The sequence below is a fragment of the Thalassospira xianhensis MCCC 1A02616 genome, assembly GCF_003326475.1.
GTDB lineage: Bacteria > Pseudomonadota > Alphaproteobacteria > Rhodospirillales > Thalassospiraceae > Thalassospira > Thalassospira xianhensis.
The window spans coordinates 92,097-110,248 of record NZ_JPWA01000006.1 but is presented as its reverse complement, the minus strand read 5'-3'; the positions used below and the strand labels follow the sequence as shown (position 1 = coordinate 110,248).

The following is an 18,152-nucleotide window of genomic DNA, read 5'->3' as shown; positions in this document are numbered from 1 at the left end:
AGGCTCAGGCGTGTCCAAGACAGGAAATGAGAAAGCGCAGGACCTGTCTGCACTGAAGCTTGGCAGTTCGGTGGCTGCAAGGCAGCTTAAATATTCCCTGTTTGCCGCGATATTGCTTGGCCTTATCATTACCGCCTTCCAGATTGTCAGCGATTATCGCTGGATTGGCGATGTTTATCGACAGGCCAATGAACGTGTTCTTGAAAGCAGTGTACCTGTTGCTAACGAGGCGGTGACAAAGAGGGACACCGATCTTGCCGAGGCAATCGTGCGCGGCATGATGGTGCAGCGTTCCGTTTCAAAAGTCACAATCACAAATGAGGACGGTTCGGTTCTGTATCAGCGCAAACGGGCAACGGGGGAAATTCCGGTTTCGAGGTGGGCCGAACAGTTGTTTGGCGGTTTGCAGACACGTGAAATCCTGTTGCCGGGGGATACGGGACCATCCTCCGGCTCGGTCGGGATGATGGTCGTCGAACTTAATCCGCAGGTTTTTGTGACTGTATTCATGTCCCGTTCTGCGTGGTCATTTCTGGCGAACATGGTGTTCGCCGTAGCCATGGCTGTGGTGTTTGCCGCACTCAGTTACTTTGTTTTTTCCCGGCCGTTGATAAAGCTCGCGCATTACATCGTCAAATCGGACCCGACGGATGTTAAGCACCCGTTTGAAATGCCCCCCATGCACCGGCATGACGATGAAGTGCAGTTGCTGGGATCGGTTACGGTTGGCCTTTTTGGTATGATCCGTGGCCAAATCGGCCAATTGCAACGTGCGCGTGACGATTTGCTTGATGCGAATGTAAACCTTGAAGCACGGGTGGAAAGCCGGACGCGTGAACTTAATGATGCTATGGGCAAACTTGAAGTATTGGCCTCGACGGACCCGCTGACAGGTCTTGCCAACCGGCGTGTTTTCATGACGCGTCTGGAAGAAAACCTGTCGATCTGGAAACGTCGCGACACGCCGATGAGCATCCTTTTGCTGGATATCGACAAGTTCAAACTTTTGAACGACACATACGGGCATCAGGCAGGCGACGCGGTTCTGGCATCCCTGTCGAAACTTTTGCAACGCAGCCTGCGCGATATTGACCTTCCCGCCCGCCTCGGTGGCGAAGAGTTTGCCATTCTGCTTCCGGGGGAAGAGAAGGAAGGGGCTATGATCCTTGCCGAACGCCTTCGTGCTTCACTCGAGCAGGACGCGGTTGCCTTTGGCGGCAAGCATTTGAATTATACGTCAAGTTTCGGTGTGATATCATTGCCGACGCAGGCAGCGATTGCAAAGATGGATGCTGAGATTGCCCGCGATGTGGCATTGCTGAAGTCACGCGAAAACTCGGATTTGGCAGATATTCTCTATTCGCTGGCCGATGAGGCGCTTTATCGTTCCAAGGAAACCGGCCGGAACCGGTGTACGTTTGCCGATTTGTCCCATTTATCAGTGCAGGTAAAAAGCTGAGGACAGACTGGCGTTACTGCCGACCGTCGTCATTACCCTGTCTGGAAATGCGTATATCGCGGTGAATTGAAACGCTCATCAGCAAGCCAAAGCTGACGAGAATGGTCATCATCACCGTGCCACCATATGACACGAGCGGCAGGGGCACACCCACCACCGGGATAAGACCCATTACCATCGCGATATTGATGAAGACATACAGGAAGAATGTCGATGTAATCCCGATGGCAACCAGACGACCGAACTGGTTGCGACAACGCAGGGCGATCACATAGCCATACATGATCACCATGGTGTAAAGCAGCAACAATGCCAGCCCGCCAACCAGACCGAATTCTTCACCCAGCATGGTAAAGATAAAGTCCGTCTGTTTTTCGGGAAGGAAGTTCAAGTGGCTTTGCGACCCAAGCATGTATCCCTTGCCAAACAAGCCACCAGACCCCAGAGCGATTTTTGACTGTGTGATATGATAGCCAGCACCAAGCGGATCATTTTCGGGATTAAGGAAAGTCAGAACACGGTTTTTTTGATAGTCGCGTAAAAACTGCCAGCCAATTGGAATGATTGCCAGAGCCGCACCAAGTATCAGGGCGAATTTCCAGACCCTTACACCAGCCAGCCAGAAGATCACACCGCCGCCCGCGATCAGCAAAAGAGCCGTGCCCAGATCAGGTTGGCGTAACACCAGTGCTGCAGGAGCCAGAACCATCAACAAAGGCGGAACCAGAAGCGGGATACGCCCGGTTTCCTCTACGGTCAGACCATGGAAATAGCGCGCAAGGGCTAGCACCAGAGAGATTTTCATCAGTTCGGAAGGCTGCAACTGGAAGAAGCCAAGATTGATCCAGCGTTGCGCCCCCATGCCGATATCGCCCTTGATTTCGACACCGATTAGCAGGATCAGCGCAACGAAATAGGAGAAATAGGCGAGTTTTAGCCAGACACGAATATCTGTAACCGCAATGACGATCATCAAGGCTGCACCAACGGCAAATCGCATCATCTGGCGTTCTGCCCATGGTTCGAACGATCCGTTGGCGGCAGAATACAACATGGCAAATCCGATCCCGGCAAGGGCCGCGATCAGCATCACCAGCGTCCAGTTCAGCATCAGAAGGCGACGGCCAATTGGCACGTAATCCGGATCTTCGCCGATACGGTATCTGCGCGATGCCATGTTTCTAGCCTTCTTCTTCGTCGCGGTCGCGCAGTGCCGGATGCAGCAATTCTGCGGTCGATGCAATATTGGCCGCCGAAATACCAGGGCGGGCGGATTTCAGTTCCTGCGCCTTTAGCAGGATGTCACGTGCAATCGGAGCGGCAATGCCGGAACCCGATCCGCCGTGATCGACGACAACCGCGCACGCATAGCGTGGATTATCCACCGGTGCGAAGGCGACAAACAACGCATGGTCGCGGTATTTCCACGGCAGTTCATCGTTATCAAGAACCCCGGTCGTCTGTCGTTCGCGCATTGTGATGCGGCGCACCTGGCTGGTGCCGGTTTTGCCAGCCATTTCCATGCCCTTGATGTCGATGCGTGACCGATGCGCGGTTCCGCGCAATTCATTGGTTACACCATTCATGCCGTCACGGATGCGCGCCAGATTGGCGCGGTTGACCTGCAGTTCCGGAAATTCTTCATTCTGGCGGCTGGTGATGCCTTCCGGCGTGACGTGGTCGCGGGTCAGGTGCGGTTTCACGGCCTTCCCGGATGCAATGCGCGCAACCATGGTCGCCAGTTGCAGTGGCGTTGCCAGAACATAACCCTGACCGATTGATGAAATCAGTGTTTCCCCGCCCTGCCAGCGTTTGCCAAGCTGGATTTCCTTCCAGTCCTTGGTTGGGATCAGGCCGGAACGTTCGTTGGGAAGGTCAATACCGGTCAATTCGCCAAGGCCAAGCTTGTTGGCCATGGCAGCAATGCGGTCGATCCCGATTTTTTGCGAAATTTCGTAATAATAGACATCGCAGGAATGTTTCATCGAGTCATGCATGTCGACCCAGCCATGCCCGCCACGTTTCCAGCAATGGAACCGCGCATTGCCAAGATCAAGATGACCGGGGCAGAAGAAACGCTGATTGGCGGTAACGACACCTGCTTCAAGTCCGGCAAGGGCAACGCACATCTTGAATGTCGAGCCCGGCGCATAGGTGCCGGTGATTGCCTTGTTGGACAGCGGTGAATATTCGTTATTGACCAGACTGTTCCAAAGCTTGTGCGAGATGCCATTGGTAAAAGCATTCGGGTCGTATGTCGGGTGTGATGCCATCGCAAGCACTTCGCCATTGTGGATGTCCATCACGACGGCAGAAGCGCTTTCCTTGCGCGACAGGCGCTGATTGGCATAACGCTGCAATTCAAGGTCAAGGGTCATGACAACGGTGCTGCCGCTGTCGCCTTCCTCGCGGTCAAGTTCGCGGATCACGCGTCCCAATGCGTTGACTTCTACCTGGCTGGTGCCGGCACTGCCGCGAAGGGCAAGATCATAAATCTTTTCAATACCGTTTTTACCGATCCGGAAACCCGGCAGTTCAAGCAACGGATCACCGGTCAGTTCTTTTTCCGAAACGGCGGCAACATAGCCCAGTGTATGGGCCAGATGTGGTCCTTCGGGGTAATCACGGGAACGACCGGCATCAATGATAAGGCCGGGCAGGTCAGGCGCATTGACCCCAACGCGGGCGACTTCTTCCCATGTCAGATTGTCGCGGACCGTTACCGGCACAAAAGATCGCCTGCGGGCAACATCGCGTTCAACACGTTCAATCGTATCGGGCCCTAGTTCAATGATCTGGTCAAGGATTTCCAGGGTCCGGCGCACATCCTGCGCCTGTTCGCGAACGATCATGATGTGATAGTTCTGCCGGTTGACCGCGACAGGCGCGCCAAATCGGTCGGTAATCAAACCACGCGGTGGCGGCAGCAGGCGGTGCGATATCCGGTTTTCGTCCGCAAGCACCCTGTAGCGGTCGCTTTCCATCACCTGCAGATAATACATGCGTGCAGCAAGACCGGTCAGCAATACACCCTGTCCCGCGCCGAGCATAAGGGCACGGCGGGTAAACATGCGAAATCTGTCTGAGTCACGGTGCCACATAGGCGTCGTCAAACCTGTTGGTCGGATTGCTCCGCCGGAATTCGGGAAACTTGTATGCCCGTTTTATCCTGTGCGGTGCTTGTTGAAAACTGTCTTTCCAGCATAGCCGCCAGCTATTGCCAAATTATCAATATTGACCGGTTTCCGCAGTTCTAAATATGGCGCAGGAGCGTATTTTGCGCACGCGCCAGAACCCACGCAACCAGCGGGAAAAGTGCCGCCGTCAATACATAGCTAATCAATGTTGCCTTGATCGGCAACAACGCCCCGATCAGCGCAGAACTCAACAGCCATTGCACGAGTAGTGCCGGGATCGCCACCAATGCAAAGCCCCACCACATCACGCTGAATGGCTTGTTATGGAAAAAGCGTCCCTGACTGGCAGATCCTGTCTGTACCAGCAACAGGACCAGCGAACTGACACCAAGCGGCAGCCCCGTCAGCAAATCCTGCAAGAGCCCCAGAAAGAATGCCGTTAATGCCGTCAGCAGATCCGGTCGGTTTACTGACCAGTAAAAGACCGCCATTAATGGCAGGGCAGGTGACGCGGTGCTCAGCAATGGTACGCTTACCGGCAATAAATTGAGCAACAGCAGAATGAAAACGCTGAATGCCGGAAACAGGCCTCGCGCAATGATATCCAGCCTGTGCCAGACACCGGGCTTCACGGAAGTTGGTCCGAAGGCTGTGCAGGGTTTGCCGTCGGCATGTCTGTTGCCGTATCATTCCCGTCATTGGGCACAATACCAACGCCGTTGGGGATAACGCCGTCACTTTGCATCTCGTTACGACGAATTGCCTGATCACTCAGGATCCCTTGCAGGCCATAGTCGGCAACACGCAGATATTCAAGTTGGTGGCGGCGGAACAATGGTGCGACACGTACGGCATTTTCCGAAACCGACGACACGACCCCAACCGGAATACCCGGCGGGAATGCGCCGCCATGGCCGGATGTCAGAATGCGATCCCCCGGTGCAACGGCGGCATCGGCCGTCAGGAAGGTCAGTAGCGGACGGTCTGTGTTGTCACCTGACAGGAATGCGCGATCGCGCGAATTTTCAACAATCACCGGCACGCGCGAATTGATATCCGTGATTAGCAGAACACGCGACGCCTGATACCCGGCTTCGGCGACACGACCGACAAGTCCCTCGTCGGACATCACAGCCTGTCCCTTGGATACGCCGTCGCGCGAACCGGCAGATACCATAAGGCTATGTGCATAGGCACCGCCCATATCGGCAATCACGCGTGTGGTTACAAGACGCAAGGGAGGCGGGCTGGTGTAGCCGGCAAGGTCGCGCAGACGCGCATTTTCATGCGACAGATTGCGGGCAACCTGCTGCCATGCCAGCAATTCGCGATTTTCGCGACGCAGGCGCTCATTCTGTTCGTAAAGATTAAACAGGTTGGTGGCTTGTTCGGTCAGCTCGTTAATGCTGGCTGCCGGGCGGGATACAACATTCATGATCGGCGAAACCAGGTCTGCCGAAGCTGCCCGTATCCGTTCGATCAGAACCGTATCGGCCTTACCCAGAAGCATCAGGCCGAATGCAGAAACGATCAGAAGAATGAAGGCGAAGCGGTGAAGCGCCGTACGTAACGGCGAAAAAATACGCTGCTGCGGACCGCCATGCTGAGCCACTATATTCCCCGCATTAGATCAGAAAGTTGTCCCGAAATCCCCGTGGGATATTCAACCTTAACGAAATCACCGAGTCGCGTCCAGTCAGGACATGACCCGGTGAGATGTTTTTTGCCATTTCGCTTTAGTAGGCGGTGTGCAGCACGTTGCGCAGCATCTTCTTTTCTTCGAGTGCACGACCGGTACCCAGCGCAACGCAGGACAGCGGATCGTCGGCAATCGAAACCGGAAGGCCGGTAGCATGACGCAGGACATAGTCCAGATTGCCAAGCATCGCGCCACCACCGGTCAGAACGATACCCTTGTCGACGATGTCGGCTGCCAGTTCCGGCGGGGTCTGTTCAAGGGCGACTTTAACCGCCTCGATAATGGCGGAAACCGGTTCTGCAAGGCTTTCTGCGATCTGGCGTTCGGAAATGATCAGTTCCTTCGGAACGCCATTCATCAGATCACGGCCACGGATTTCAACTGTCGCACCATCACCATCGTCTGGCGCACAGGCCGAGCCGATTTCTTTTTTGATGCGTTCTGCGGTGCTTTCACCGACCAGCAGGTTATGGGTGCGACGGATATAGGCGATGATCGCCTCATCCATCTTGTCGCCACCAACACGTACCGAACGGGCATAAACGATACCGCCAAGCGACAGAACCGCGACCTCGGTGGTGCCACCACCGATATCGACAACCATCGAGCCGGTCGGCTCGGTCACCGGAAGACCGGCACCAATGGCGGCGGCCATCGGTTCGTCAATCAGCCAGACCTTGCGGGCGCCGGCACTTTCAGCACTTTCCTGAATGGCGCGCCGTTCAACGGCGGTCGAGCCAGACGGAACGCAAATGATGACTTCCGGGCTTGCGAAGTTGCGACGGCCATGCACTTTACGGATAAAGTGTTTGATCATCTCTTCGGCGATGTGGAATTCGGCAATCACGCCATCGCGCAGCGGGCGAATGGCCTGAATGTAACCGGGCGTACGCCCGAGCATCTGCTTAGCTTCTTCCCCAACGGCAAGTACCTGTTTCTTGCCCTTTTCGTCGGTGATGGCTACCACGGATGGTTCGTTAAGGACGATGCCACGCCCTTTGACGTAAACCAGTGTGTTGGCGGTGCCCAAATCCACCGCCATGTCGGAGGATAAAACCCCAAGAAGCTTGGAAAACATTCCTGCCCTATGCCCCGGTTAATAGTAAAATCTTGAATACGAATGTACCGGCTTTGATAGCGTAACGCGCCAGTCGATGCACGAATAATCTGCTCAGGGAATTGAGGAATAATTAAGACGCGTCAGAAGTCTTGAAATAAGATGCAAAAAGATGATCCGCCATATGGAGTTGGCGTTTTCATTCAAGGTTTATCACCCTTGAGAATTATTCCAGTTTTACGCAAGAAATCCAGAATCAGGGCTGTTGTGTCCTGTCCTGTTTCTACTTTCAGAAATTTGCGAGTCGCTTGTTTTTCAGGCGTTTCGTCGCTTTGAAGCATTTTAAACATTACTGGTTCGCGGTCCGGACGCAGATCGCGATCCATGCGCCATTGGCACCATGCCGGTGGATTAAGCCGATCCCCCTTCACCGTCACCAGAAGGGCCGGAACGAAATTATCCATTTCCGACATGCATTGGGCACGCAGTCCCACCATCGCAACGAACCGTTGATCAAAACGTTTGGCATGACCGTGCCGATAGATCGCAAATTGGGCGGCCGCTGCCCCATATCCATAACCGAAAATCGCAATCCGGTCCGGATCGATGCCATCTTGAGCCACCAGATAGTCAAGCGCGCTGAGCGCATCAAATGCCCAATAGGTTACGCCATGTTTCGGATTATCAAGCGTGCCGGCCGTACAATAGCTTTGTGACGGGTGGGCTTGTCCGGGTGATATGCGAAGTACCGCAACCCCGGCATCATGCAGGATTGAGATCCAGTCTTCGGGAAAGCGATCATCACAATCAGGAACGACAATCACCGCGGCGGTTTTACCGTTTGTATCTGCAGGCGGGTAATAGAGACCCGGAATATCGAATTGCAGACTGGTATCGACCGCGGGAATGTTTTTGCCAGCATCTATCAGCCGCTGACGCAATCCGCTTCGTGGATAGGGCTGAGCCGGAATATCGACTTTCTCTGCGGTATCAATCGACGCCGCATGGGCAGGTGTCACCAGCGTCGCCAAGTTGACGGCGCAAAGGATAAACAGATACAGGGGCACATATCGGCGATGACGCGGAAGAACAGGGTTTTGGGTCATCATCTGTCCTCTTCGGATTGACGCCGCATTGTATCACGGAATGACTGTATTGGACTGTTCAAACAAAAAGGGGTGGCAAATTGCCACCCCTTGATCTTAAGGCCGGATTACAGCAATCAGGATGCCATGGCGTCCGGTGCGGTTTTCTGGCTTTTTTCGATCAGTTTGTTAACCGCTGTAACATAGGCCATACAGGACGCAACCACCGTGTCGGTGTCTGAGGCGTTGCCAACCACGGTGCGGTCTTCACCATCAAGCTTGACGGTAACGGTACCTTGTGCATCCGTTCCCTCGGTCACTGCATGAACCTGATAGAGTTTCAGTTTCCAGTCATGCGGGTAAATCGCCTTGATTGCGTTAAATGTCGCATCAATCGGCCCGTCGCCGACGGTTTTCGCGGTGCGGGTTTCGCCGTTTACGTCCAATTCCAGCTCAGCGGTTTGCGGACCTTTGGAGCCGCAGGTGACCGCCAGCGACACGAACTTGATATGCTCGTTATCGCGCATGCCGTCATCAACCAGTGCGACGATATCGTCGTCATAGACTTCTTTCTTTTTGTCGGCCAGCTCCTTGAAGCGGGCAAATGCGTCTTCAATCGCGTTGTCGCCCAGATCGGCAAAGCCCAGTTCCTTGAGCTTTTCCTTGAAGGCATGCCGACCGGAATGCTTGCCCATGACCAGGCTTGATTTGTTCAGGCCGATGCTTTCCGGTTTCATGATTTCATAGGTTTCGGAATTCTTCAGGAAGCCGTCCTGATGGATGCCGCTTTCATGGGCAAAGGCGTTGGCCCCGACAATGGCCTTGTTCGGTTGGACGACAAAACCCGACACGGCCGACACCAGACGCGACGCATTCATGATCTTGGTTGAATCAATTCCGGTTTCATACGGGAAGGCATCGTTGCGCGTTTTCAGCGCCATAACAATTTCTTCGAGTGCCGCATTGCCTGCACGTTCGCCCAGACCGTTGATCGTGCATTCGATCTGGCGAGCACCGGCATGGACAGCCGCCAGCGAGTTTGCAACCGCCATGCCCAGATCGTTATGGCAGTGAACCGACAGGATGGCCTTGTCGATATTCGGTACACGGTTAAACAGCATGGTCATCAGGTCGGCATATTCGGTTGGCGTGGTATAGCCGACGGTGTCCGGGATGTTGATGGTGGTGGCACCTGCATCAATCGCGGCTTCGACGCAACGGCACAGGAAGTCGTGCTCGGTACGCGACCCGTCTTCCGCTGACCATTCAACATCGTCAGTGAATTTGCGCGCCAGCGTCACACTCTCAATCACCTTCTCCAGAACGCGTTCCGGCTCCATCTGCAATTTGAATTTCATATGCAGGGGGCTTGTGGAAATGAAGGTGTGAATACGTTTATTTTCTGCCGGCTCCAGTGCCTCGGCGGCACGTTCGATGTCACCTTTGGCAGCACGTGCCAGGGAACAGATTGTCGGGCCTTTGATTTGTTTGGCGATTTCATTGACGGACCGGAAATCGCCATTCGATGCAATTGCAAAGCCTGCCTCGATGATGTCGACTTTCATTTCTGCCAATGCGTGTGCCACACGCAGCTTTTCATCCAGCGTCATCGACGCACCTGGGGACTGTTCGCCGTCGCGCAGGGTGGTGTCGAAAATGATGACGCGGTTGTCGTTAGCACTAGCCATTACAGTAATTCCTGATCAAGCGGGTCTTTGCCCGAAATTTGAAACTTCAATTTGGAAAGAGTGCGGGCCTTGTGGCGCGACTTGTTCCCCTGAGCTGCGGTAAATGGATCGACTTTTTGGGTGATCCGAACCGTCTTCGTACGCTCAGGGGCGGGTAAGTCGTAGCGACCCGAGCGCTGCGAGACCAAGGAGACCGAGAATTAGGTTTACAGCAGACAGCACAAAACCGCCCGGAGCATCAGCTTCGAAGCGATCGGCAATTGCAGGAATGTTGCAAATGTCTGCGGTCATCGGTCTTCATCAAATGGTATCGAAGTGCCAGGCTGTGCTGGCGACGCACCCAATTTCGTAGGACCGCCCGTCTAGGTCAAGTAATTTTTGTATCTTTGATGTGCTTTTAAGGGTGGAAATTAGCGTGATGGGATTTCCACAGACCCGTCCGGGGCCTTGCCTCATGGGATAAAGGGACATTGATCAGTTCCGCAAATTGCAGGTCTCCCATGCCAAAGATTGCGCTTGAAGTGTTCAAATTCTTGGTTATCTGTTGTGTGATTGATGCGAAATGCCCCAGACAATTTCCGATAACGTTTCGTATCAAGTGCCGCCACCAACTTACGGATATACACGATGGTAAGCCTGTCTTTGATCGGGGCCTTTATCCCGACGGCCTTTTTTGTCTCGATTACGCCAGGGATGTGCATGACCCTTGCGCTGACCATGGGGATGACGATTGGCGTGCGCCGTACCGTCTGGATGATGATGGGCGAACTTGTGGGCGTTGGCATTGTCGTGGTGGCCTCGGCCCTCGGTGTTGCGACAATAATGCTGGAATATCCGGCCGTCTTTTCGGTATTCAAGTATGTCGGCGGGGCCTATCTGGCATGGCTTGGTATTCAGATGTGGCGTTCGCGTGGACGCATGGCATTTAGCGCTGAAGTCGATGCCTCGCGCCCTGCGACCCCTTTCACGCTTGCCTCTCAGGGGTTTGTGACGGCAATTGCCAATCCGAAGGGCTGGGCGTTTATGGTGGCTTTATTGCCGCCCTTTATCAGCCTTGAACATGCTATAGCGCCGCAGCTTTCAGTGCTGGTGGCAATCATTCTGGTGACAGAACTGATCTGCATGACGCTTTACGCAACTGGCGGACGGTCATTGCGTCACTTCCTCGAAAAAAGCGGCAATGTTCGTGTCCTTAACCGGATCGCCGGGACGCTGATGATCGGCGTCGGGATCTGGCTGGCTTCGAGCTAAGGGGCTATTTGTTTGTAAAACCTCTTTAAAGTCGGATTATCCTGCCCTATATCGTTGTATAGAATTATTTGCAGGAAGAGCCATCATGCGCGAGTTGCGCTGTATCATTTTCGAGGAAAGCGAACTCATCAAGGCGCTGGTCGGATATCGTCGCCGCACCGGAAAACCTTTGCCGCCCGGTCAGATCGGAAAGCTTGAAATTCAAAAATCGCCTGAAATTGCAGCGCGGCTCAACATCATTGCCGATCATGGTGATCCGATTATCGTCCCGGCAGCGGGGGCCGAACTGGCGGCAGCACTGATTGCCTATTGCATTGATGTCCGCGTGCCCGTGCCGGCATCCTCGAAAAAGTCGATAACAATGATTGATGGCCATGTGGCGCTTAAAATCATGAAGCAATAGGGGCGGGAATACCCAAAACAAAAAGCGCAGCAGATGCTGCGCTTTTGCATTTTACGATGCCCACAAGCGAGGACAGCAACGGCTGTTACCACTGCATCATCTTGCCTTTGAGAGCCCCCATGCGTTCATCTTCATTCTTGAAGCTTTGGCCTGCGGCAATTCCGTCCTGCACCTTGGTCATCATCAGCCATTCCTTGACCTTCATGAAGCGTGGCGCAAGGAACTGGTAGGTGTCGCGCACCAGACGTACAGCTGCTGCCCCACGTTCCAGTTCCATGGTTTCCCAGCGTTCAAAAAGCGGCTCCCACGCGCGGAGACGGCGATAAAGATCGTCGCGCTTGGTGCGGATATATTGCCGTTGCGTTGTGAAGTTACGCAGGACCGACATGATTTCGCCGGTATTGGCGTCAATCTCGTCAAAGCTGCCTTCGAACTTTTTCATCGCGTCGTCAATCAGGCGGATAACCTGTGTAACAGTCTCCAGAACACCTTTTTCGTGGGCGTAGATACGACGCAATTCCTGCAGTTTCCGGTCGATCTTTTTGACGTTGCGATATTTGTCGCGCAGCGTTTCGACATAGGAAAGTTCCTCGGCCACCTGATGAACCAGATTGACGACTTCTTCGCGATTTTCACGGCCGATATTGAGCTTGTCGGCGACTTCATCAAAAGCCTGGTTGATCTTTTTCTTGGTCGCAGGGTCTTCGGCGATCTGCATCAGTTGTTCGGGATCCGTAATCAGTTCCTCGTTCCCGGACATCCAGGTGACAAGCTGCATGGTCAAGCGGTTATACGCGATCGCACGGTGGTCTTCGTCCACGTCCCATGATGCTTCGCCTGTTAGGACCTCCAGCGGTAAATCATCGCCGGGGCGCAGTACATTAACGAAATCCAGTGATTTGTCGACAAGGCCGATCAACTCGCCGTCATTTGAGTCTGGGTCAATCCCGAATTCCTTGCACACCGCTTTAAGGGGCAGGGATACAACCGATCCTTCGGCCATCTTCAGGACAAAAAGAGCCTCGTCCGAAAGGTCGGACTTTTGGAAATGGCATTCCTCGAACGATTTAAAGACCTTGTGTTCAAGATCCAGTTTCCGTTCGCGCGTCGGTTTGTTCATTTATTTGCTCCGCCCGGATTGGCGCTGCGCGTGTGATTTTTCGTCTGAGTTCTAAGATAACGCACAGACATTCAGTTTATCGCAGCAGGTCCGGGACTGGTAGTGTCCATATTCTCATACCGGCAAGGTCGTTTGGGAATGGTGCTTTGTTTCCGGTTTCAACCTGACTGATATGTCACTGTATCATAATGCAGGTATTTCTGCCTTCCTGTTTGGCTTGATAAAGGGCGCCATCGGCACGGTCAACAAACTCCAGTATATTCTCGCCAAGCTTATAAGACGTCAAGCCGATTGAAACGGTTAACTTCCCGAAATCCTTACCGGTTTTCTTATTGATAATTCTTTGACCTGAAACATTGTCACGCAACTTGTTGGCAAGTTTGGCGGCATTCTCGGCTGTTGTGTCCGGCAAAATGACAGAAAATTCTTCGCCACCGTACCGCGCAACGGTATCGGCACCCTTTGTCGAATTGACCAGAACGCGCGCCACAGCCTTTAAGACGCCATCGCCTGCGCGATGCCCGTGACTGTCATTGAAATTTTTGAAGTGATCGATATCGATCATCAAAAGGCTTAGCGGTGCACCGGTTTCCATCGTCGTGGTCACCGCATCGCGAAGCGACGCATCAAAATTCTTGCGGTTGGCAATGCCGGTTAATGTATCGGTCAGGGCATCCCGTCGTACCAGTTCCAGTTCACTTCTAACCCTGCGAACTTCGTTGTGATACTCGTCAAGACATCCGTTGAATTCACTATAACGACCATGTGCATCCCGCGTGGCACTTGAAAGCCCGCGCGTTACGTCGCGGGCAACTTCAAGCGTAACATCATCCGCGCTTAGCTGGTCGGAAGCATTGTCCAGATGCTCGCAGAAACCTTCTGTTTCGCGAATAACGTTATGAACGGCTTCCTCGACGCGCTCAACCGCGGCCTGCAATCCTTCAACCCCCAGATTCAGGCGCTGCTGCATGGCATGTGCGCCAAGAAACTTGTGGTAAATCCGGAAAACGGTTTCTTCGTCCAATTCCTGAGTGTTGCGTATCAAGACCTTGATCAGTTGGCTTAGCTCTGGAATCTCGTCGGTCAAATAGCTGTAAAATACGTGATAAACCTGCGGCGTAGGCTGCAGATTCAACTCGGCTATCAGCGTCATGACATTGTGCGCAATGTCGCGTGGATTGGCGATCTTTGTCGTAGCAGTCAATTTATGTTTTCCGATCCGGTCTTCGGCTTAACCTTTTTTGCTAACTGCTTGTGTCCCAACAGATCCGGTATTTTCCGGCTTGCTCTTTTTTTATATGTTGTGGCTGTGTGCTGCGTTTTACACATTTATTTCTATCTTCAACCGAATTGCATCGGCTTGTCACGAGAAACCGCGTTCCAAATCATGACAAAATCGAACATGCGTAACGGGATTCATGCGTGATGCCGAAAACCCCAACGGCTACAGGCATTTGTTTCAGTCGGTTGAATATCTCAATTTCATGTATCTGCTTTTTGCGAGCGGGAAAGTGGCGTCAGATATTGGCAAATGCGACCAACGAAACGCTATTTCGAGTGTCACGTGATTCGGAATGTAGCGGGCGAGTGAAATCGAAAATCTGGCTACGATTTCTCGACCTTGCACTTTGGCCCGATCTCTTGAATAGGAATACTCAAAGCGCCATATCGAGGCAACCACGAACGCATTGGGGCGCTTTGGTTGAAAATGATCTGTCCGCTACTCTCCCGTATCCTCGCTTTTGCCTTTTTCACTGCGGGATTTGTGCCGACGGTAAGTCTTGCCGACCATGACAAGTCTCGACTTGAGATCGGCATCACAATCCAGTTGGCCGAGGAGTGGAAGGCGTCTCTGACCACAACGCAGCGCTCCTTCTTTCAGGCGATGATAGAGCAACCCGAATTTCATCTAAATGACGGAATCCCATACAATCGTCTGATCGAGATGTTCGACAGTAAAGAGCTTGATTGTGTGGTTTTGCGTGTCCCGGCCTCCTTTGGAGGGGGCGATCACTGCGAGCGAGCATGTCGCGTTTGATCTGATCCTTTATATCCGGCGCGGAGATGATCCTGAAGCTCGTGACAGTCTTCTGATCGGGCATCTTGCCAATTTGCCACCGGTATCGGTTCCCTATGACAGCAGGATCGAATTTTATGGGATGCGCAGTCTGGAGCAAGGGGAAAAACTGCTGCTTGAAGGGCGCATCGATGGGCTCATCGCCCATGATGGGCGTTACAAAGATGAACAGGGTTTGATAGCGGCTCCGATCCCTCCGATTGTTCATGTTAGACTTGGTTTCGTTTGCCATGACACGGATTATGCCAGTTTTCTGCTTGGCCAGTTTGATCAGCGTGTCCGGACAATCCGTTCTGCGGGCGACCGTGAAGGGGCGATCTCAGAACCCTTTGAAAGTTATCCTCCGGTACTTTGATCGTCTTATCGGGCGTTGGCCGGTGACGGAGAATCGGCACAGCGATTGCTTTTTTACGTGTAAGTAAGCGTTTAAAAACAACCTGAATGTGCATTGAATTGTGAAAATGTTCACAGTTAATTTTAGTGCAACGGATGAGGGGCTAGGCGCTTCGTGGCCAGTTACCGTTGGCTTGATCAAGTTGAACGAGCTCGCCCCTTTGAGAGATTTGCTGTGATTAGTGACCGCTACTGATCCCCTGTCTCGCGCATATGCGGTGAATATTGTGCGATCTATCTGAAACCAAGAGGAATCCTTGCTTTGTGGGGTTTTCCCCTGTCGGGGATCAGTCTGCCTTCGCGCGGCTTGCTGTCACAGGTGTGAACACAATTAAAAATTCGTTTGAAATCAATGGACCTCCCGGCGCGATCTGGTTGTGCCAAGAGTTGACCGCTGATCAGCAAGCAATATTCGCGAAATACCGGCTAACCATCAGCGTTGAATAAAGAACTTCAAACATGAATTCGTTGCGTGAAGGCCGAAATTCGCGTAATTGTTGAAACGATGCAGTGTATCTTCGGGCTGCGTGGTTGCCTTCTGGTTGAGGGCTGTCAGGTTGCACTGAAGGTATAATGCAGGGACGCAACCTAAGCATTTTCCGGGTTTGGGAAATGCGATTACCAAAACTAAGGACGACTACGGATATGGCTACCGGAACGGTTAAGTGGTTCAATGCGACCAAGGGTTATGGCTTCATCACCCCGGACGAAGGCGGCAAGGATGCATTCGTGCACATCACCGCTGTTCAGCGTGCTGGTCTGCAGGGACTTGATGAGGGTCAGAAGGTTCAATTCGAGCTGATTGAAGGTCGTAACGGCCGCATGTCGGCAGAAGAACTCTCCATCATGTAATTTGATTTTGGATTGCAGCTTTTGCTGACAACCGTTAACGCGCCGGTCTCCGGCGCGTTATTCGTTTCAGGACCATTTTGCGTTAAACTTGTCTATTGCGCCCGTTTCAAACATCGCCATCAGGTTACGCCCCATGCGCCCGATCCGCTTGCCCGATCCTCCCAGCCATTCAGACGATGCCAAAATATCTGAATGGCGCAAGATTGTGCGCAAGGAATTGCTGGCATGGCGGGGCGGGATTGATCCCGCCATCCATAAACAATGGTCCTTGTCCGTTTGCGAAGGAATGGCGGTCATTCTGAATGAGCGGCCAAAAGCGACGGTCGGCTTTTATTGGCCGATCCAGAATGAGATCGATCTGCGCCCGGTGATTGGTGATCATATCGAACGGGGTGGAAAGGCTGCCCTGCCGGTCGTCCCGGGCAAGGCGCAGCCGATGTTTTTTCATGACTGGACGCAGAAAACAGGAATGGCGCCGGGGTTTGCCCGTATCCCCGAACCAGTTGGGACCAAGATGGTACCGGTCCATGTCATGGTTGCGCCTCTTGTCGGGTTTGACGGTCGCGGTTACCGGCTGGGATATGGTGGCGGATTTTTTGATCGGACACTTGCCGCGATGACGGTTCGCCCGCTTGTCATCGGCGTCGGGTTTGAAGCCACGTGTCTTGCCGATATTTTTCCGCATGAATACGACATCCCGGTTGACATCATCCTGACCGAGGCGGGCATGCGCCCGGTAACCGAAAAGGCAACTGGCGATGTCAACAGGGCGGAAGGATCGTCGCCGCCCTGTTTCCTGTCTTCCTGACCGGACTATTCGGCGGCCTGTATTTTGTGCCGGCCGTTACGTACCGGAACAATATTCTCTCGCGTTGCCAGAAAGTTCGGGCGTGGCTTCGTACCGCCAAATGGCGCAACCAGCCGGTTTGACATCGCATTATAAACGAAAAACAGGTTCGATCGCGGGTAGGGGGTAATGTTGTTGCCCGACCCGTGCAGTGTATTGCAATCAAAGATCAGAACCGACCCGGCCGGGCCGACCGGCGCGACAATCCCGTTCTCGTCGACCATCTGCGACAGGTTATCCTGATCAGGGGTGCCGATTTCCTGTATTTTCAACGAGCTTTTATAGTTCTGGTCGGGCGTTTCCCCGACGCAGGAAATGAACTGCTTATGCGATCCCGGGATCAGCATCAGTGGGCCATTATGGGCCGAGTTATCAGTCAATGTGATTGACATCGAAAAGGCACGCATGCGCGGCATGCCGTCTTCGGTGTGCCAGGTTTCAAAATCCGAATGCCAGAAGAATTCCTTGCCCTTGAAAGCCGGTTTGAAATTGACCCGCGATTGATGAATGTAAACATCGTCATCCAGAAAATGTTCGGCGATCGCGACCAGCCGGTCATCGGATATCAGGTGTGCGAATACGTCACTTTTATCATGGACGCGAAAAACGCTGCGAACTTCGTTGCTGCCCGGTTCTGAAACAACCTCATCATCGGTCGGATCCGAATTTTCAACCCGATCAGCTTCCCGGCGAAGCTCGGCGACTTCTTTTTCGCTGAAAACATTTTTGAGAAACAGAAAGCCGTTCTTTTCGTAAAATTTCTCATCCTCGGCCGAGATCATCGGGCAATGGCCATGATCGGACCAGATTACCGGATCAACACGATCGATGATTGTCGGACGTGAACAGTGACGGGATCGGTACATATCGGTAAGCATCTCATGCTCCTTTGTTGCCAAATGTGCATTCGTTGCCTGTGATTTGTCACAGATCGTATGACCACCAACGTAAAACACGGCGGCTGGTTCCCCTTAATGGCAAAATATCTTCTTGGCCGGTCGAAGACTGCCGATATCGGAAAATGACTGTTTTGCCAGACGCGACAATCAGCGTACTGCGTTACGTGAAAAATCAAAAATCTTTG

At 53.1% G+C, this 18,152-nt stretch carries 16 protein-coding genes; 6 read left to right on the top strand and 10 right to left on the bottom strand.

Annotation, left to right across the window (positions count from 1 at the left end; all coding sequences use genetic code 11):
* Window positions 1-10 precede the first annotated feature (10 nt).
* A complete protein-coding gene (locus TH5_RS07300; protein ID WP_114121344.1) occupies window positions 11-1,459 on the top strand; it encodes a GGDEF domain-containing protein in 1,449 nt (482 codons plus the stop codon).
* A 13-nt stretch (window positions 1,460-1,472) separates the two neighbouring features.
* Here TH5_RS07300 and rodA read toward each other — a convergent pair whose 3' ends face one another.
* The 7 genes from rodA to TH5_RS07265 form a co-directional block, all read right to left on the bottom strand.
* Window positions 1,473-2,636, bottom strand: a complete 1,164-nt coding sequence (gene rodA, locus TH5_RS07295) for a rod shape-determining protein RodA (RefSeq protein ID WP_062952623.1) — start codon at window positions 2,634-2,636, stop codon at window positions 1,473-1,475.
* A 4-nt stretch (window positions 2,637-2,640) separates the two neighbouring features.
* Window positions 2,641-4,560: a penicillin-binding protein 2 gene (gene mrdA / locus TH5_RS07290; RefSeq protein ID WP_062952622.1), complete on the bottom strand. Its 1,920-nt coding sequence runs from the start codon at window positions 4,558-4,560 to the stop codon at window positions 2,641-2,643.
* A 152-nt stretch (window positions 4,561-4,712) separates the two neighbouring features.
* Window positions 4,713-5,228, bottom strand: a complete 516-nt coding sequence (gene mreD, locus TH5_RS07285; protein WP_062952621.1) for a rod shape-determining protein MreD — start codon at window positions 5,226-5,228, stop codon at window positions 4,713-4,715.
* Complete coding sequence (mreC, locus tag TH5_RS07280; protein ID WP_062952620.1) at window positions 5,225-6,208, bottom strand: rod shape-determining protein MreC; 984 nt, start codon at window positions 6,206-6,208, stop codon at window positions 5,225-5,227. The genes mreD and mreC overlap by 4 nt, the downstream gene beginning before the upstream one ends.
* A gap of 124 nt (window positions 6,209-6,332) precedes the next feature.
* On the bottom strand, window positions 6,333-7,373 hold the full coding sequence (locus TH5_RS07275; protein ID WP_007090779.1) for a rod shape-determining protein: 1,041 nt from the start codon (window positions 7,371-7,373) through the stop codon (window positions 6,333-6,335).
* Between the two features lie 182 nt (window positions 7,374-7,555).
* Window positions 7,556-8,458: an alpha/beta hydrolase family protein gene (locus TH5_RS07270; protein ID WP_114121343.1), complete on the bottom strand. Its 903-nt coding sequence runs from the start codon at window positions 8,456-8,458 to the stop codon at window positions 7,556-7,558.
* A gap of 116 nt (window positions 8,459-8,574) precedes the next feature.
* A complete protein-coding gene (locus TH5_RS07265; RefSeq protein ID WP_062959257.1) occupies window positions 8,575-10,125 on the bottom strand; it encodes a 2-isopropylmalate synthase in 1,551 nt (516 codons plus the stop codon).
* Between the two features lie 627 nt (window positions 10,126-10,752).
* Here TH5_RS07265 and TH5_RS07255 point away from each other — a divergent pair.
* Window positions 10,753-11,376 carry a LysE family translocator gene (locus tag TH5_RS07255; RefSeq protein ID WP_114121293.1) on the top strand — a complete coding sequence of 208 codons (624 nt, stop codon included), beginning with the start codon at window positions 10,753-10,755 and terminating at the stop codon, window positions 11,374-11,376.
* An 85-nt stretch (window positions 11,377-11,461) separates the two neighbouring features.
* The gene (locus TH5_RS07250; protein ID WP_114121292.1) at window positions 11,462-11,779 is read left to right on the top strand and encodes a hypothetical protein; all 318 of its coding nucleotides are present in this window, start codon (window positions 11,462-11,464) and stop codon (window positions 11,777-11,779) included.
* A gap of 85 nt (window positions 11,780-11,864) precedes the next feature.
* On the opposite strand, the gene TH5_RS07245 is transcribed toward TH5_RS07250, so the two are convergent.
* Complete coding sequence (locus tag TH5_RS07245; protein WP_114121291.1) at window positions 11,865-12,899, bottom strand: hypothetical protein; 1,035 nt, start codon at window positions 12,897-12,899, stop codon at window positions 11,865-11,867.
* Window positions 12,900-13,074: 175 nt separating this feature from the next.
* Entirely contained in the window at window positions 13,075-14,103 is a 1,029-nt protein-coding gene (locus TH5_RS07240; RefSeq protein ID WP_114121290.1) for a GGDEF domain-containing protein, read from the bottom strand.
* 778 nt (window positions 14,104-14,881) lie between these two features.
* Between TH5_RS07240 and TH5_RS07230 the strand changes: the two genes are divergently transcribed.
* From TH5_RS07230 to TH5_RS07220, 3 genes are all read left to right on the top strand, one after another.
* Window positions 14,882-15,331: a hypothetical protein gene (locus TH5_RS07230; RefSeq protein WP_147250061.1), complete on the top strand. Its 450-nt coding sequence runs from the start codon at window positions 14,882-14,884 to the stop codon at window positions 15,329-15,331.
* A gap of 683 nt (window positions 15,332-16,014) precedes the next feature.
* The gene (locus tag TH5_RS07225; RefSeq protein ID WP_007090786.1) at window positions 16,015-16,221 is read left to right on the top strand and encodes a cold-shock protein; all 207 of its coding nucleotides are present in this window, start codon (window positions 16,015-16,017) and stop codon (window positions 16,219-16,221) included.
* A 133-nt stretch (window positions 16,222-16,354) separates the two neighbouring features.
* Window positions 16,355-17,029: a 5-formyltetrahydrofolate cyclo-ligase gene (locus TH5_RS07220; protein WP_114121287.1), complete on the top strand. Its 675-nt coding sequence runs from the start codon at window positions 16,355-16,357 to the stop codon at window positions 17,027-17,029.
* 5 nt (window positions 17,030-17,034) lie between these two features.
* Here TH5_RS07220 and thpD read toward each other — a convergent pair whose 3' ends face one another.
* A complete protein-coding gene (gene thpD, locus TH5_RS07215; RefSeq protein ID WP_147250060.1) occupies window positions 17,035-17,946 on the bottom strand; it encodes an ectoine hydroxylase in 912 nt (303 codons plus the stop codon).
* Window positions 17,947-18,152: the final 206 nt, after the last annotated feature.